13 protein-coding genes are annotated in these 14,900 nt (G+C 64.4%); 10 read left to right on the top strand and 3 right to left on the bottom strand.

Features of this window, described 5'->3' with window-relative positions:
* Nucleotides 1–47 precede the first annotated feature (47 nt).
* The 3 genes from RH91_RS18140 to RH91_RS18130 all read left to right on the top strand — a co-directional run bounded on the left by RH91_RS18140 (nucleotide 48) and on the right by RH91_RS18130 (nucleotide 3,953).
* Entirely contained in the window at nucleotides 48–1,115 is a 1,068-nt protein-coding gene (locus RH91_RS18140) for a DNA-directed RNA polymerase subunit alpha (protein ID WP_010164554.1), read from the top strand.
* A gap of 208 nt (nucleotides 1,116–1,323) precedes the next feature.
* Nucleotides 1,324–1,746 carry a 50S ribosomal protein L17 gene (gene rplQ, locus RH91_RS18135; protein ID WP_010164552.1) on the top strand — a complete coding sequence of 141 codons (423 nt, stop codon included), beginning with the start codon at nucleotides 1,324–1,326 and terminating at the stop codon, nucleotides 1,744–1,746.
* Between the two features lie 77 nt (nucleotides 1,747–1,823).
* Nucleotides 1,824–3,953 carry a prolyl oligopeptidase family serine peptidase gene (locus tag RH91_RS18130; protein WP_029624053.1) on the top strand — a complete coding sequence of 710 codons (2,130 nt, stop codon included), beginning with the start codon at nucleotides 1,824–1,826 and terminating at the stop codon, nucleotides 3,951–3,953.
* A gap of 8 nt (nucleotides 3,954–3,961) precedes the next feature.
* Here the strand turns inward: RH91_RS18130 and RH91_RS18125 are convergent, their stop codons facing one another.
* Nucleotides 3,962–5,605 carry a DUF6311 domain-containing protein gene (locus RH91_RS18125; RefSeq protein ID WP_010164550.1) on the bottom strand — a complete coding sequence of 548 codons (1,644 nt, stop codon included), beginning with the start codon at nucleotides 5,603–5,605 and terminating at the stop codon, nucleotides 3,962–3,964.
* A gap of 123 nt (nucleotides 5,606–5,728) precedes the next feature.
* On the opposite strand from RH91_RS18125, the gene guaA reads away from it, so the two are divergent.
* A complete protein-coding gene (gene guaA, locus RH91_RS18120; RefSeq protein WP_010164549.1) occupies nucleotides 5,729–7,285 on the top strand; it encodes a glutamine-hydrolyzing GMP synthase in 1,557 nt (518 codons plus the stop codon).
* Nucleotides 7,286–7,519: 234 nt separating this feature from the next.
* On the opposite strand, the gene RH91_RS18115 is transcribed toward guaA, so the two are convergent.
* Nucleotides 7,520–8,308: an aspartyl protease family protein gene (locus RH91_RS18115; RefSeq protein WP_010164548.1), complete on the bottom strand. Its 789-nt coding sequence runs from the start codon at nucleotides 8,306–8,308 to the stop codon at nucleotides 7,520–7,522.
* 368 nt (nucleotides 8,309–8,676) lie between these two features.
* Here RH91_RS18115 and RH91_RS18110 point away from each other — a divergent pair, with 368 nt between their 5' ends.
* Nucleotides 8,677–10,044 (top strand): epoxide hydrolase family protein, encoded by a 1,368-nt coding sequence (locus RH91_RS18110; protein ID WP_010164547.1) that lies wholly within the window; start codon nucleotides 8,677–8,679, stop codon nucleotides 10,042–10,044.
* Nucleotides 10,045–10,143: 99 nt separating this feature from the next.
* Here the strand turns inward: RH91_RS18110 and RH91_RS18105 are convergent, their stop codons facing one another.
* Nucleotides 10,144–11,205, bottom strand: a complete 1,062-nt coding sequence (locus RH91_RS18105) for a LysR family transcriptional regulator (protein ID WP_010164546.1) — start codon at nucleotides 11,203–11,205, stop codon at nucleotides 10,144–10,146.
* Nucleotides 11,206–11,220: 15 nt separating this feature from the next.
* Here RH91_RS18105 and RH91_RS18100 point away from each other — a divergent pair, with 15 nt between their 5' ends.
* The 5 genes from RH91_RS18100 to gcvH are packed head-to-tail and all read left to right on the top strand — an operon-like array spanning nucleotide 11,221 to nucleotide 14,754.
* Entirely contained in the window at nucleotides 11,221–12,324 is a 1,104-nt protein-coding gene (locus RH91_RS18100) for an NADH:flavin oxidoreductase (RefSeq protein ID WP_010164543.1), read from the top strand.
* A gap of 54 nt (nucleotides 12,325–12,378) precedes the next feature.
* A complete protein-coding gene (locus RH91_RS21280) occupies nucleotides 12,379–13,233 on the top strand; it encodes a LytTR family transcriptional regulator DNA-binding domain-containing protein (protein WP_010164542.1) in 855 nt (284 codons plus the stop codon).
* A complete protein-coding gene (locus tag RH91_RS18090) occupies nucleotides 13,230–13,721 on the top strand; it encodes a hypothetical protein (protein ID WP_010164540.1) in 492 nt (163 codons plus the stop codon). Before RH91_RS21280 ends, RH91_RS18090 begins: the two co-directional genes overlap by 4 nt.
* A 44-nt stretch (nucleotides 13,722–13,765) precedes the next feature.
* On the top strand, nucleotides 13,766–14,377 hold the full coding sequence (locus tag RH91_RS18085) for a redoxin domain-containing protein (RefSeq protein ID WP_029624051.1): 612 nt from the start codon (nucleotides 13,766–13,768) through the stop codon (nucleotides 14,375–14,377).
* Nucleotides 14,374–14,754: a glycine cleavage system protein GcvH gene (gene gcvH, locus RH91_RS18080; RefSeq protein ID WP_010164536.1), complete on the top strand. Its 381-nt coding sequence runs from the start codon at nucleotides 14,374–14,376 to the stop codon at nucleotides 14,752–14,754. The genes RH91_RS18085 and gcvH overlap by 4 nt, the downstream gene beginning before the upstream one ends.
* Nucleotides 14,755–14,900 lie beyond the last annotated feature (146 nt).

Genomic DNA, 14,900 nt, shown 5'->3' with positions numbered 1-14,900 from the left:
CACTTGGTCGGCATCGCCCGTGCCGGCCCAAAATCAAGGGATAGCCTATGTCCGTCAATGCAAAGAACTGGCAGGAGCTCAAGAAGCCGTCCGGTCTCGAAAAGAAGCCCGGCGGAGACGGCAAGCGCAAGGCGACCTTCATCGCCGAGCCGCTGGAGCGGGGTTTCGGCCTGACGCTCGGCAACGCGCTGCGGCGCGTTTTGTTGTCTTCGCTGCAGGGCGCGGCGGTGACCTCGATCAAGATCGAGAACGTGCTGCACGAATTCTCGTCGCTGGCGGGTGTCCGCGAGGACGTGACCGACATCGTGCTCAACGTGAAGCAGATCGCTTTGCGCATGCAGGGTGAAGGCCCCAAGCGGCTCCAGCTGTCGGCAACGGGCCCGGGTCCGGTCAAGGCGGGTGACATCGCGGTTTCGGGCGACATCGAAGTGATGAACCCGCAGCTCGTGCTCTGCCATCTCGATGATGGCGCGACGCTGAACATGGAACTGACCGCAGACGTCGGCAAGGGCTATGTCCCCGCCGTGTCGAACCGTCCGGCCGATGCGCCGATCGGCCTGATCCCGGTCGATGCACTGTATTCGCCGGTCAAGCAGGTCAGCTACAAGGTCGAGAACACCCGCGTCGGGCAGGAGCTCGATTACGACAAGCTGACGCTGACGATCGAGACCGACGGTACGGTTTCGCCCGAGGAAGCCGTCGGTTACGCCGGTCGCATCCTGCAGGACCAGCTTGCGCTGTTCGTCGGCTTCGACGATTCGAGCGTGACGCGTCAGGCCCCGATCGGCCAGGCAGCGCCTGCCGCCGGTGGCACCGAGGTTTCGGGCGATACGCAGCAGATCAACCGCTACCTGCTCAAGAAGGTCGACGAGCTCGAGCTTTCGGTTCGCAGCGCCAACTGCCTCAAGAACGACAACATCATCTACATCGGCGATCTGGTCCAGAAGACCGAAGCCGAGATGCTGCGCACGCCGAACTTCGGCCGCAAGTCGCTCAACGAGATCAAGGAAGTGCTGTCGAGCATGGGTCTCCGCCTGGGCATGGAAATCCCCGGCTGGCCGCCCGAGAACATCGAAGAGATGGCGAAGAAGCTCGAGCAGGAAATCATGGGCTGAGCGGCACGGGATTAGCGACGCTAATCCCGAGACGGCGAAAGCCCGGCCGGCGGGCCCCAGGCCCGACCGACGACGCGGCTTTGCCGCGGCGTATCCGGCTATAGTTAGGGTTCCCGCTCCCGCGGGTACGACGGAACATCGGGTGGGCCACCGTCCCCACCGGCTCTGGGGTACCTCACACGGCCCCTTATCGAACGAAGGACATACCATGCGTCATCGCGTAGGCGGCCGTAAGCTTCAGCGGACCTCGGCCCACCGCATTGCCCTGTTCCGCAACATGAGCGCCGCGCTCATCAAGCACGAGCAGATCACCACGACCGTCGCCAAGGCGAAGGAACTGCGCCCGTACATCGAGAAGATGATCACGCTCGCGAAGAAGGGTGGCCTGTCCAACCGTCGTCTCGCACACGCGCGGTTGCTTGACGATGCGCAGCTGACCAAGCTGTTCGACGTTCTGGCCGAGCGTTATGCCGGTCGCAACGGCGGCTACACGCGCATCATCAAGGCGGGTATCCGCCTGTCGGACGCATCGCCGATGGCGGTGATCGAGTTCGTCGACCGCGACGTCAGCGCGAAGGGCCAGGATTCGGGCCCGGTGATGACCGGCGAAGAGTATGACGACGCGGCGTAAGCCGTCCGTCCCGCGGGATTGAGAAAGGAGCTGCACTCGTCCAGAGTGTGGCTCCTTTCTTCGTTTCTGGGGTTTGCATGCGTCCTTTTCCGATCCTCGCGGTTCTCCTCGCTTCCCCCGCCCTCGCGCAGACACAGGCTCCCCACATGCAATATCCCGAAACCCGACGCACCGCGCAGGTCGACGAACAGTTCGGCGTCAAGGTCGCCGATCCGTATCGCTGGCTCGAGAACGACGTCCGGACCGACCCTGAGGTCGCCAAGTGGGTGGTCGACCAGAATGCCGTCACCAACGCCTATCTCGCGACGCTGCCCGGGCGGGACATCTTTGCGGCGCGACTGAAGCAGTTGCTCGATTACGAGCGGTTCGGCGTGCCGGTGAAGAAAGGCGGGCGCTATTTCTACAGCCGCAACGCGGGCCTGCAAAACCAGGCGGTCCTGTACGTTCGCGACAGCGTCGGCGGCGAGGGGCGGGTGCTGATCGACCCTAACGGCTGGTCGAAGGACGGCGCGACCGCGCTCGCCGAATGGAGCGCGTCGGAGGACGGCAAGAAGCTGGCCTATGCCGTGCAGGACGGCGGGACCGACTGGCGCACCGTCAAAGTGCTCGACGTCGCGTCCGGCGCGGTGTCCGATACGGTCGAATGGGTCAAGTTCTCCGGCCTGTCGTGGGCGAAGGACGGCTCGGGCTTCTTTTACTCCCGGTTCGCCGCGCCGGCGGATGGGTCCAAGTTCCAGGCGCTCAACGAGAACCAGCAGGTCTTCTTTCACAAGCTCGGCACGCCGCAATCTACGGATGCCCTGATCTACGCGACCCCGGACCAACCGAAGCTCGGGCACACCGCGCAGGTGACGGATGACGGCAAGTGGCTCGTCATCACCACCCACGAAGGGACCGACAACCGCTATCAGATCACCGTGATCGACCTGGCCGCGCCCAAGCCTGCGCCCCGGACGATCGTCAAGGGGCTCGAGAACGAGTGGACGCTGGCGGGCAATGTCGGCGGCAATTTCTACTGGGTGACGAACAAGGGCGCGCCCCGTGGCCGGATCGTGGCGACCAATCTCTATGCGCGCTCGGCCGAAGTGCCCGAAACCGAGATCGTCGCGCAGGGCAAGGACGTGATCGACGGAGCGAATCTGGTCGGCGGGCGGCTGCTCGTGTCGTATCTGGCGGACGTGAAGAGCGAGGTCCGTCGGTTCACGCTCGACGGCAAGGCGGACGGCACGGTCACGCTGCCCGGAATCGGCGATGTGGGTGGCTTTGGCGGGGACGCGGACGATAGCGAGACCTTCTACGCGTTCACCAGCTTCGCCACCCCCACGACGATCTACCGCTATGATGTCAGCACCGGCAAGGCGACTCCCTGGGCCAGTCCCAAGGTGGCGTTCGATCCGGCGGGCTATCAGGTCGACCAGCGCTTCTACACGTCGAAGGACGGCACCCGCGTCCCGATGTTCGTCGTCCGGCGCAAGGACGTGACCGGCCCCGCGCCGACGCTGCTCTACGCTTATGGCGGGTTCAACATCTCGGTCACGCCGACCTTCTCCGCAACACGGCTCGCGTGGCTCGAGCAGGGCGGCGTGCTCGCGGTCGCCAACATCCGCGGGGGCGGGGAGTATGGCAAGGCGTGGCACGACGGCGGACGCCTCGCGCAAAAGCAGAACGTGTTCGACGATTTCATCGCGGCGGGCGAGTATCTGAAGGCGCAGAAGATCACCGGCAAGGACCAGCTCGTCATCCAGGGCGGGTCGAACGGCGGGTTGCTTGTGGGGGCGGTCACCAACCAGCGTCCCGACCTGTTCGCCGCGGCGGTCCCTGCAGTCGGCGTGATGGACATGCTGCGGTTCGACCGTTTCACCGCGGGGCGCTATTGGGTCGACGATTACGGCTATCCGTCCAAGGAGGCCGATTTCAAGACGCTCTACGCCTATTCGCCGTACCACAACATCCGTGCGGGCAAGCCGTATCCGGCGATCCTCGCGGAGACGGCGGACACCGATGACCGGGTCGTGCCGGGGCACACGTTCAAATATACCGCGATGCTCCAGTCGCTCGACCTCGGGCCGAAGCCGCGGCTGGTGCGGATCGAGACGCGCGCGGGTCATGGCTCGGGCAAGCCGACCGACAAGGTCATCGCCGAGACTGCGGACGCCTGGGCGTTTGCGGCGAAGTGGACCGGTCTGGCGGTCAAGCCGGTCCAGTAGCGCGTCCGTCAGTCGTTCTTGCCCCGACCGTCCGGTCGGGGAAGAATGACGCGGACACCGTCCAGCATCGCGATTCGGTCGGCCGACACCTTTGGCAGCTTTGCCTGCGGGAGGAGGACATACAGCCGATGCGGATCGAGATCGCCGCGATCGAACGCCTGTTCCTCTCGCTTCAACCGTGCCTTGGTCACTACATTGCTGCGGGAGGCATAGACCAGCCGGATCGGGCGCCCCGCATCGACCGCGCGCCATGCGAGCTCCTGAAACAGATCGAGCTGTTCCACCGCATTGGGCGGCATGATGGTCACGTCGTGCGCTGCCGAAATCGCCATTGCCCAGCGTGGATCGCGGGTACGGATCCATTTGGACGGGTCTCGCGCACCGCTGGCCGTCTCCCGCGTGAAATGGGCCAGGCCGCCAAGGTCGAGGACCTGGACCGCGAGCGCGACCGTGAGCAGCAACTGTCCCCTTGCGGGTGGCAGGCGGTAGGCCGCCGTGATCGCGGCGAACACGAGTCCATAGGCGACCGGCCAGAACAGCCGCGCCGATGCCCGGATCGGGTCGAGCGCCGCAACCATCGTGGCGGACAGCGGAATGTGCACCAGCGTCACACCGGCATAATCCATGCGATGCGTGATGGCCAACATCGTCAAGACGGTCCCCGCCGGAATCAGCCAGCAGAGCCGCCGGTGTAGCGAGCCGGTCGTGGCGATGGTCTCGCGCCCGGTCGCAAGACTGAACGGCATTGCTGCGATGAGCAGTAACAAACCTGCGCCGAGATACTGAAATGCCTCCATCTGGCGATCCGGCGCTTGTGCGTAGGCGGGCAGGAAGCGCGCCAGGCCGCCAATCGCCGGGTTCCAGGGCGCATCGATGGGCATGCCGAACTGTCCGAACGAATGCGTGGGGACGAGACCGCCGCGATCGACGAGGAGGAAGACGCAGGTCGCTGCGGCGATTGCGACGCCAGCCGCGCCGAGCAGGAGGTTGCGCCGGCCAGCCCGGCCTTTTTCCAGGCCTATCCACCGTTCGAGCATGGCGCTGCCCCAGATGGCGGCAACCATCAGCAGCAGGTAGCTGTGAACCAGCGCGGCGCACACGACCACGGCCAACCACCAGCGCCCGTCGGCCGCGCGGCGCGGATCGATGAAGATCCACAAGGCCCACAACAGCAACCAATGCGCGCAAAGGTTCACGTGAACCTGCCGGAGAAAAAGCGATGGCAGCAAGGTCAGCAAGATCACCCCGATCCACAGCATGAGCCGGCTGGGCGCATAGGGGCTCAGCAGCGCCCTCGCCAAGCTGAGCTGCAGGATCAGGCAGGCCAGCAGCCACGGCCCGACGACTTGCAGGTCTCCGCCCGCAAGTCGCGCCAGTGGCGCCACGAGCAGCGCGAGCAGGGGATTGCTGTCGGTGAACAGCAGCGTCACGCCGTCCGGCGCGTTGAGCAAATAGGTCCGGAAAAGAGTGGCATGAGGGTCGTTGAGCCAGGCGTGCAGCCCCAGCGCATTCTCGCCGCTGTCGCTCCCGCGGAGCAGCCAGCCGATGTTCCGTGGTGCCAGCATCGCGACGTCGAAGAAGGCGACGAACAGAAGGAGCGAAAGAAGGACGATCACGGCCAGATCGACCGGCGAACGGAGAAGGCTACGCATCAGCCCTGTCTGGCAGCGCGCCCTCTATAACGGGTTAACCCGACGTTTGGCTCTTGCGGGCGTTGCGCCCGCCAATTCGTCCCCGCCCTCTGGCATCGCGGCGCACTTCTGCTATCTGGCCGCATGACCCATCCCAGCGACTCCATCCTCATCGTCGATTTCGGCAGCCAGGTTACGCAGCTGATCGCACGCCGCGTGCGCGAAGCGGGGGTCTATAGCGAGATCGCCCCGTTCACGACCGCCGCCGATGCGTTCGCGCGGATGCAGCCCAAGGGCGTGATCCTGTCGGGCAGCCCCGCCTCGGTGCTCGACGAGAACAGCCCGCGCATTCCTCAGTCTATTCTGGACAGCGGCGTGCCGATTCTGGGAATCTGCTACGGGCAGCAGGTGCTGATGCACCAGCTCGGCGGAACGGTGACGCTCGGCGACAGCGGCGAATTCGGCCATGCGGTGATCGAGATCGGCGATGCCTGCGCGTTGTTCGACGGCGTGTGGACGCCGGGCGAAGCGCATCAGGTGTGGATGAGCCATGGCGACAAAGTCACCGCGCTCGCCCCCGGTTTCCGCCCCGTCGCGGCGAGCCCGGGCGCGCCGTTCGCAGTGATCGCGGACGACGACCGGCATTATTACGCGATGCAGTTCCACCCCGAGGTGGTCCACACGCCGGATGGCGCCAAGCTGATCGCAACCTTCGCGCGGCACGTCTGCGGGCTGACCGGCGACTGGACGATGGCGGAGTTCCGCGCGACCAAGATCGCCGAGATCCGCTCGCAGGTCGGCAGTGGCAAGGTCATCTGCGGGCTGTCCGGCGGGGTTGATTCGGCGGTCGCGGCAGTGCTGATCCACGAGGCGATCGGCGAGCAGCTGACCTGCGTGTTCGTCGACCACGGTCTGATGCGCAGCGGCGAGGCGGATCAGGTCGTCACGCTGTTCCGCAACCACTATAACATCCCGCTGGTCCATGTGGACGCCGAGGAAACGTTCATGGCCGGGCTCGCGGGCGTCACCGACCCCGAGGCGAAGCGCAAGTTCATCGGCGGCGCGTTCATCGACATCTTCGAGGCGGAAGCCAGGAAGATCGGCGGCGCGGACTTCCTTGCGCAGGGGACGCTCTACCCAGATGTGATCGAGAGCGTCAGCTTCACCGGCGGGCCGTCGGTGACGATCAAGAGCCACCACAATGTCGGCGGCCTCCCCGCGCGGATGAAGATGCAGCTGGTCGAGCCGCTGCGCGAACTGTTCAAGGATGAAGTCCGCGCGCTGGGCCGCGAGCTTGGCCTGCCCGAGATTTTCGTCGGGCGGCATCCGTTCCCGGGGCCGGGTCTCGCGATCCGCATCCCGGGCGAAGTGACCAAGGAACGCTGCGATATCCTGCGCAAGGCGGACTCGGTCTATCTCGAGGAAATCCGCCGCGCTGGGCTGTACGACGCGATCTGGCAGGCGTTCGCGGTGCTGCTGCCGGTACGCAGCGTCGGCGTGATGGGCGACGGGCGGACGTATGACAACGTGCTGGCACTGCGCGCGGTGACCTCGACCGACGGGATGACCGCGCAGGCGTTCCAGTTCCCGGGCGATTTCCTCCCGCGCGTCGCGACGCGGATCGTCAACGAAGTGCGCGGCGTCAACCGCGTGACCTACGACTATACGAGCAAGCCGCCCGGCACGATCGAGTGGGAATGACGTTTGCTTGGCCAAGGGGTGATCGAGCTGCCCCATGGCGCGGCAGACCTACCTGATTCCGCCGACACGCCGACGGGAAACCAACAAGCGCTAATTGAGGGCACGACGGACGTCTGGTTTGGGCGCGGTGGTATCAGGGTAGGGGCAGGGATACAGACGCGGCGCCATGCCGCAGACCGCACGCACGATGGCGGATGTTCAGGATCGATCGGTGTGATGTCGTCATCCGCCAGGCTAATCAGTTGGCGGTCTCGTTGACGGTAAAGGCTTGATCCAGCCACGGCCGTCAGCAAGATCCACAGTGATTTCCCAGTGCCGAAGCACCTCTCGGCCAAGGTTGCCGTCGAGGATGAGGTCCTTGACCATCACCGGGCCCGAAATGTGCAGCCCCTGCGCCGGGGTGACATCCCAGCGCTGAACCGCCGTGTCGGACGGGTTCAAACCGAACAGGCCGGCAATCGTGCGATCGACCATCGACGCGCCGTAGTTGCCGGTGTCGAGTTCCATCCATGCGGTTCCCGAGGATGTCGGAACCCCGAGATCCACGGTGAGCGCCGCACCCTCCGCCACGCGCACGAGCCGGATCGGCACCTCCACCGCGGTCTTGCGGATTGCGGCGAGACTGGCTGCGTCCTCGAGGACCAGCCGGTGATGCGCGACGTCCAGCGTCACCGTCTGCCCCACGAAGGCATCGAGGCCGATCGCCCCGCTGAGTCCGGCCGAGGCCGGCCCCATGAACCTGGCCAGATCGAAGACCGACAGTTGCGGCACGGTCGTTTGATACGCGTCGATCTTTACCGTGCTGCTGTTGCAGCGGGGGACGTCGACGCGCTCGCCGATCGCGCGAAAGCCGGTCACCTTCCCCCAGGGTTTGCATCCGATCGCAGCGGCCACCGCGGGTGTCACGCCGGAGGTCCCGATACCGCTGTCGAACAGATAGGTACCGGCCCGGCCGCCGACCGTAGCCTGCACCGTCTCGATGCCAGCGGAATTCGCACACAGCGGCACGATATCGCGGGCCACAGTCGTAGACGGGGACAAAGACATCGCGACGCCGCACAAGACCAGGCATGCAGAGCGGAACTTCATGGGAGTGCACCTGACCGTGTTCCATCACATGGAGGCGATCTTGCACTCACAACCGGGGGGGCAAAAGCGCTAAGTCTGTCATGCGGTGCCAAAGTCTGTTCCTGAGCCCCGTCTGACCTTCCCGCCCGCGCGGGCGGAGCTGGATAGGGCGCGCGAAACGCTCGTCGATGACGCAGAGGGAACGGCAGATTTGATCCGTCTTTCGCGACGAACTGACCGGCGACCACGCGGACATACCCTAAATGTCTGCCTTTCGCCGGATGCCGTCCTGAAACCTGTAACCTGGGGTCGGACCAATCCGAATGGACGATATGGCGCGGATCAGCCGTCCCGCCCTTGCCGTGTTCAGGAAGCAGGATGGATCGATGAAAGAGGGGCTTCCAAGCGACGAGGTCACTGGCCGCACGTCGCCGCCGCGCAGGGCGGTGCTACAGGCCGGGTTAGGTCTGGGTGCCCTCGGCTATGCGTCGGGCAAGGCAGCCGCGCACCTGTCGATCGCAGGTTCCATCGGGGTCGATTTGCCACCCGCCACGGAGGCTGTGCGAGCTTTCCGTGTCGCCATCGCGTCGGCCGCGATCGAGGATCTCAGGCGACGGCTCGCAATGACACGCTGGCCCGAACGGGAAACCGTCGCCGACGGGTCGCAAGGCGTCCAGCTGGAACGCGCTCAAGCTCTCGTCGACTATTGGCGAGATGGGTACGACATGGGGCGGCTTGAGCGCCGGCTCAACGCGTTTCCACAATTTCGCACGGCGCTCGACGGTCTAGGAATTCACTTTCTGCATGTGCGTTCCAAGCACGCAAATGCCTTGCCGATCCTCCTCACGCACGGGTGGCCGGGGTCGGTCGTCGAGTTTCTCGACGTGATCGGTCCGCTAACCGATCCGGAGGCGCACGGTGGGCGCGCCGAGGATGCGTTCCACGTCGTCATTCCCTCGCTGCCGGGCTACGGCTTTTCGGACAAGCCGGAACGGACGGGGTGGGACGTGCCGAGGATCGCCACCGCCTGGAGCACGCTGATGAAGCGGCTCGGTTATCACCGCTGGGTCGCTCAGGGCGGAGACTGGGGCGCGCATGTCACCACATGGCTCGGCGTGCAGAAGCCGGAAGGGCTGGCGGCGATTCACCTCAACCTGCCGACCCTTTCGCCGCCGCCGCTCGAAGGCGCGCCGGGCGACGAGGAAAAGGCCGCCATCGCAGAGCTCAAGGCGTTCTTCCGCACGATGACCGGCTATGGGAGCATCCAGGAAACCCGACCGCAAACGCTCGGCTACGGCCTCGTCGATTCCCCGGTGGGGCAAGCCATGTGGATCTACGAGAAGTTCACGGACTGGACGGATAGCAACCGGAACCCGGAATCGGTCATCTCGCGCGATGCGATGCTCGACGACATCATGTTGTACTGGGTCACGGCGACTGCCGCCTCATCGGCCCGGCTCTATGCTGAAGACGCGGGGGAACAGACGTCGCGACACGTGGTGGAGATCCCAGTCGGCGTCAGTATCTTCCCGGGAGAAATCTACCGACCGCCACGGATCTGGGGCGAACGGACCTATTCCAAGCTGTTCTACTGGAACCGGGTGTCGAAAGGCGGGCATTTCGCCGCGTTCGAACAACCTGCGCTGTTCACCGCGGAACTGCGAGCGTGTTTTGCCCGCATCCGGACCTAGCGGGCACGCCTGCGCAGGACGCTCGATGCAACGGGCCGGCCGCGTGCCCATGCAGCTGAAACAGCTACGGCACCCTCATTGCATCGACCAAGCCGTCGTTTACAGCGGACTGGCCGGGTCCCACCCAGGCGCATCGGATCCTGCGAGGCAGGACTCCCGCATCGCATCGATAAAGGCCCGAACCCGCGCCGGCACGTGCGAGCGGCTCGGGAAGACGGCCCATATCCCCACCTCCCGCGGCTCGACGTCGGTGAGGTAGATGCGCTGCAACTCTCCGCGTTCGATCTGCTTATGGACGTCCCAGTACGTCAGCATCGCGATGCCCACGCCGGCGATGCAGGCTGCGCGCACCGCGTCGACGGTATTGGCTGACAAAGGGCCCCTTATCCGAACGCGGTGTGCCTCACCGCCCCTTGTGAACGGCCATGTCTCCATCGCGTGAAGCCGGATACAGGCGTGATCCATCAGCTCTTCCGCCGTAGCGGGTTTCCCCAGGCGCGCGACGTAGCCCGGCGATGCGATGAGCGTGAAGGGGTTGTCGGCCACCCTCGTCGCGATCATGCCCGATGGCTTCATCTCCGCCACGCGCACCGCCACATCCAGACCTGCCGTGGCGATGTCGACGACCCCGTCGCTCAAGGTCAGATCGACGCGTAGCGCGGGATTGTCGGCAATCAACCGCGCCGCGACAGGGACGACGACGGTGTGCCCGATGACGTTGGGTGCCGTGATCTTCAACACACCTGACAGGCCGGCACCGCCTGACCGGCCGGAGCTGCCGGACGAAACCGAAGCCATCGCCGAATCCCGGGCTTCCAGGAGGGTGACGGCATGCGGTAGAAACGCCTCTCCCTCTTGAGTCAGGGAAAGGGCCCGCGTCGTGCGGTGGAACAGACGCGCGTTCAGCTCGGCCTCGAGGCCTGCCAATCTGCGACTGACCAGCATCGGCGACGTGCCCGTCTGGCGCGCCGCAGCCGACAGGCTGCCGACGGATGCTATCGCGCGAAACAGGGCAACATCTTCAAGATCCATAATATAACGATGATCGATATAGTGCTTATCGTCAAACTCATCTTCTGCCACCCCGTCGACCAGACTAGATCCAGCGACGACGATCGGATCGCTCTTCGCTTTTAAGGGGAAGGTGTCCGACGTATTCATGCAGAGGTATGACCGATGGACACTGATACTACAGCCCTTTTTGCGCCGAGCATCATAAACGGCCATACCGCGAAGAACCGCTTGTCGGTCGCGCCGATGACGCGCATCTCGGCGACCGAGGACGGTCGGGCGACCGAACGGATGACCCGCTATTACGAGCGTTTCGCCCGGGGCGGCTTCGGGACGGTCATCACCGAAGGCATCTATACCGATCAGGCCTTCGCGCAGGGCTACGTCCACCAGCCGGGCATGACCGATGAGGTCCAGGCAAACTCCTGGAAGCCGGTCGTCAGCGCCCTCAAGGCCCATGGTACGCTCGCCATCGCGCAGTTGATGCATGCCGGCGCGATCAGCCAGGGCAATCGGTTTCGCGACGGCACCGTCGGGCCGTCCTCCATCCAGCCGAAGGGAGAACAGATGGCGTTCTACCACGGCAAGGACCGCTACGGTTTGCCGAGCGCGATGACGGAGGCGCAGATCGCAGACGCGATCAGCGGTTTTGCCGAGTCAGCGGGGCGTGCGACCCAAATCGCCGGGTTCGACGCGATCGAGATCCATGGCGCCAATGGATATCTCCTCGACCAGTTTCTGACCGATTACGCCAACACCAGAACCGATCACTGGGGCGGCACTACGGAGAACCGCGTGCGGCTGATCGTCGAGACGCTGAAGGCGGTGCGTGCGCGGGTGGGGGCAAGGGTTCCGGTCGGCGTCCGGCTGTCGCAAGGCAAGGTGAACGACTATCACCACAAGTGGGCGGCCGCAGAGCGCGATGCCGAGATCATCTTCGGCAGCCTGGCGGACGCGGGCGTCGATTTCATCCATGTCACCGAGTTCGAGGCCTGGCGTCCCGCGTTCGTCGCGGACGGTCCTTCCCTGATGCGTCTCGCCAAACAGCATGCACCCAGGGCGGCGATCCTCGCCAACGGCAGTCTGCACGACATTGCGCGCGCGACGGCTGCGCTGGACGACGGTGCCGATATCGTCACCATCGGTCGGGGCGCGCTGGCGAACCCCGATTTGCCAAGGCGCCTGGCCGATCGCGCTGCCCTCGACACGTTCGATCCGGCGATCCTCGGACCGATCGCCGACGTCAAGGAAACCGAGCTCGCGATGTAAAGCGATGTTGGTGCGGCAGGCGACTGCACGCATTCCAGCGTAAGGAAGTAAGAGATGTCTGGGTTTGCAGTACTGGTCGAGATGACGGCCAAACCTGGAAAAGAAGCCGAGATCGAGGCGTTTCTCGCGAGAGAAGCACTGTTGGTGAAGGACCGGCCCGGAACCCTGACGTGGCATGCCGCGAGGGTTGAAGGGGAAACGGGGGCCTATCGGGTGTTCGACACGTTCGTCGACGAAGCTGCCCGCGAAGCCCGGTTACGTGGAGATCCCGCACCGAGCAACGTCTTCACCGCCCCGCACGAGCGGTCGGCGGTGGAGGCGTTCGCGGTCGGGGTCATCAACGCTCTGCTGAAGCCGGTTACCCTTGATCGGCTGCGCCACGCGCTCGAGCGGGTACACGGCCGTCAGGGCGCGCCGTTGCTCGCGAAGACCACGTCTCGATCCGAGTTCTGGGTACGGGACGGCGGCGACACTGTTCGCATCGACGTCGATCGGATCGACTACGTCTCGGCGGAAGGCGATTATATGCGACTCCATCTGGGGAGTTGCTCGTATCTGCTCCATTCCACGCTTTCCCAGCTCGAACGCGACCTGGACGCCGCAGCTTTCCTCCGCGTTCACCGTTCGGCCCTTGTGGCAAAGCGAAGCATCGTGGCGATCGGCCGCAGTCGCTCCGGAAGGTGGGTCGTTCGCCTGCGCTCCGGAGGCGAGGTCTGCATCGGCCAGAGCTACATGGCCCGCGTCCGAGCATTCGTGAAGGCTGACGCTGCGGCGCAGCGAAGCGCGCCTTCGGCCGGGTCGGGTTCACCGAAAAGATCGAGGGGTTCGGCGAAAAGCGATCGTCCGCACGTCACCGCTCCTTCAAGCGTCCAGCGCCCGATGACCCCATCCGAGGACGGACGTAAATGAACATTGTCGTGATCTTCTGGCTGCAGCTTGTCGCCAGCCTCTTCGTCGCGGGCGTAGTGGCGGTCTGGTATGTCGCGCCCCGCCTGATGAAGATGCCGATAGGGTCCGCGCTTACTCTGCTCCTGTTCGTGCATGTGCCTCGGTACGTCGGAATGACTTTACTGGTTCCGACCATGGTCGATCCCAAAGTTCCTGCTCAGTTTCTCTTCAACGCTGCTTATGGCGATCTGGTGGAAGCCGTGCTGGCATTCGCCTGTATCATGGTCCTGCGCGTGAATGGACAATTCGCGATCCCCCTTGTTTGGATTGCCAATATCTGGGGGTTCCTGGATCTTCTGAACGGAGTCCGCGGTGTTGTGGTGCTCGACATCCCGCGGTTCGACATCGCCACGTTCTGGTACGTCTACACCTTTTACGCCCCGCTCGTCGGCGTTTCACATGTCATGATCTTCTGGGCGTTGACGAAGGCCAAGTCATGGCCAGCGTAATCTCAGGTCTCTGAGCAATATTCGAAAACAGAAAGGGGGATTCGATGCGAGGCGACATGGTTCCGGGGGCTTCCTTCCCCGACTACGAACTCTCCGATCACAGCGCGAAGCGGAGAAAACTTTCGGTCTTGCAGGGCGGGGATCCGATGGTGCTCGTGCTCAGTCGCGGGGGCTACTGCCCGAAGGACCGCCGGCAGCACCAGCGGCTTCTCGAACTGCACGCCGAGATGGAGGTCGGCTATTGTCGGCTCGTCACCATCAGCACCGACAGCATCACCGAGACAAACGAATATCGCAGCGGTGTGGGCGCGCATTGGCCCTTCCTCTCGGATAGCCGGCGGATCGTTCAAAAGGATCTCGATATCGCCGAATATACCGATCCGGTGCACGATCCCATGATCCCGCACGTCCTCGTCCTCGAGCCCGGTCTGATTATCCACAGTGTCTACAACGGCTACTGGTATTTCGGCCGCCCGAGCATGGACGAGCTCCGCCAGGACCTGCGGGCCGTGAGCCGGAAATGCCGCTCCGATTGGGACATCACGAGGCCGGAACTCAAAGCCGCGTGGCAGCAGAACCGCAAGGACGCCTTTTATCCCTACGGCAAGAGCTATGCCCAGAGCATCGGCGACCAAGACAAGGAGGACCCGAGATGAGCACCCTACGTTTCAACGAAGATCACGAATGGGTCCGGCTGGACGGCGACGAGGCGGTCGTCGGCATCACCGATTACGGCCAGGCGCAACTCGGTGAGGTGGTCCATGTCGATCTCCCGGACGTCGGCGCCCGGATCGACAAGGGGCAGGAGGTCGCCGCCGTGGAATCGGTAAAGGTCTCGAACGGTCTCGACGCGCCCATCTCGGGCGAGGTTACGGCGATCAATGTCGGCGTCACCGATGACCCGACCCTGGTCAATGCCGATCCGATGGGCGCAGGCTGGTTTTACACAGTCCGCGTGGCCGATCGCAAAGAGATCGATGCCCTCATGGATGAGGCGGCGTACACGTCGTTCGTCGAAGAACTTACAGCGTAGAAACGCGCGCGGACATGCGCGCGAAGGCCGAGCCCAGCCGCGCTATCCGTATGTACGCCAAGGAACTGAGCTGGCGATGTGCAGCCAGCTTAGTACTGCGCACGCGACCGCGTGTGCAGGTCAACAAAGGGAATGAAGCAATGGCT

This window comes from Sphingomonas sp. PAMC 26617 (assembly GCF_000242835.1).
Taxonomy (GTDB): domain Bacteria; phylum Pseudomonadota; class Alphaproteobacteria; order Sphingomonadales; family Sphingomonadaceae; genus Sphingomonas.
Note: the sequence above shows the minus strand (reverse complement) of the source record. Positions and strands in the feature narration are given on the sequence as shown.

Excerpts from the sequence above, each read along its gene's own strand:
- RH91_RS18110 (WP_010164547.1), top strand. The coding sequence starts at position 8,677 with ATGGACGATATGGCGCGGATCAGCCGTCCCGCCCTTGCCGTGTTCAGG.
- RH91_RS18100 (WP_010164543.1), top strand. The coding sequence starts at position 11,221 with ATGGACACTGATACTACAGCCCTTTTTGCGCCGAGCATCATAAACGGC.
- RH91_RS18130 (WP_029624053.1), top strand. The coding sequence starts at position 1,824 with ATGCGTCCTTTTCCGATCCTCGCGGTTCTCCTCGCTTCCCCCGCCCTC.
- gcvH (WP_010164536.1), top strand. The coding sequence starts at position 14,374 with ATGAGCACCCTACGTTTCAACGAAGATCACGAATGGGTCCGGCTGGAC.
- RH91_RS21280 (WP_010164542.1), top strand. The coding sequence starts at position 12,379 with ATGTCTGGGTTTGCAGTACTGGTCGAGATGACGGCCAAACCTGGAAAA.
- RH91_RS18090 (WP_010164540.1), top strand. The coding sequence starts at position 13,230 with ATGAACATTGTCGTGATCTTCTGGCTGCAGCTTGTCGCCAGCCTCTTC.
- RH91_RS18125 (WP_010164550.1), bottom strand. The coding sequence starts at position 5,605 with ATGCGTAGCCTTCTCCGTTCGCCGGTCGATCTGGCCGTGATCGTCCTT.
- rplQ (WP_010164552.1), top strand. The coding sequence starts at position 1,324 with ATGCGTCATCGCGTAGGCGGCCGTAAGCTTCAGCGGACCTCGGCCCAC.
- RH91_RS18140 (WP_010164554.1), top strand. The coding sequence starts at position 48 with ATGTCCGTCAATGCAAAGAACTGGCAGGAGCTCAAGAAGCCGTCCGGT.
- RH91_RS18085 (WP_029624051.1), top strand. The coding sequence starts at position 13,766 with ATGCGAGGCGACATGGTTCCGGGGGCTTCCTTCCCCGACTACGAACTC.
- RH91_RS18105 (WP_010164546.1), bottom strand. The coding sequence starts at position 11,205 with ATGAATACGTCGGACACCTTCCCCTTAAAAGCGAAGAGCGATCCGATC.
- guaA (WP_010164549.1), top strand. The coding sequence starts at position 5,729 with ATGACCCATCCCAGCGACTCCATCCTCATCGTCGATTTCGGCAGCCAG.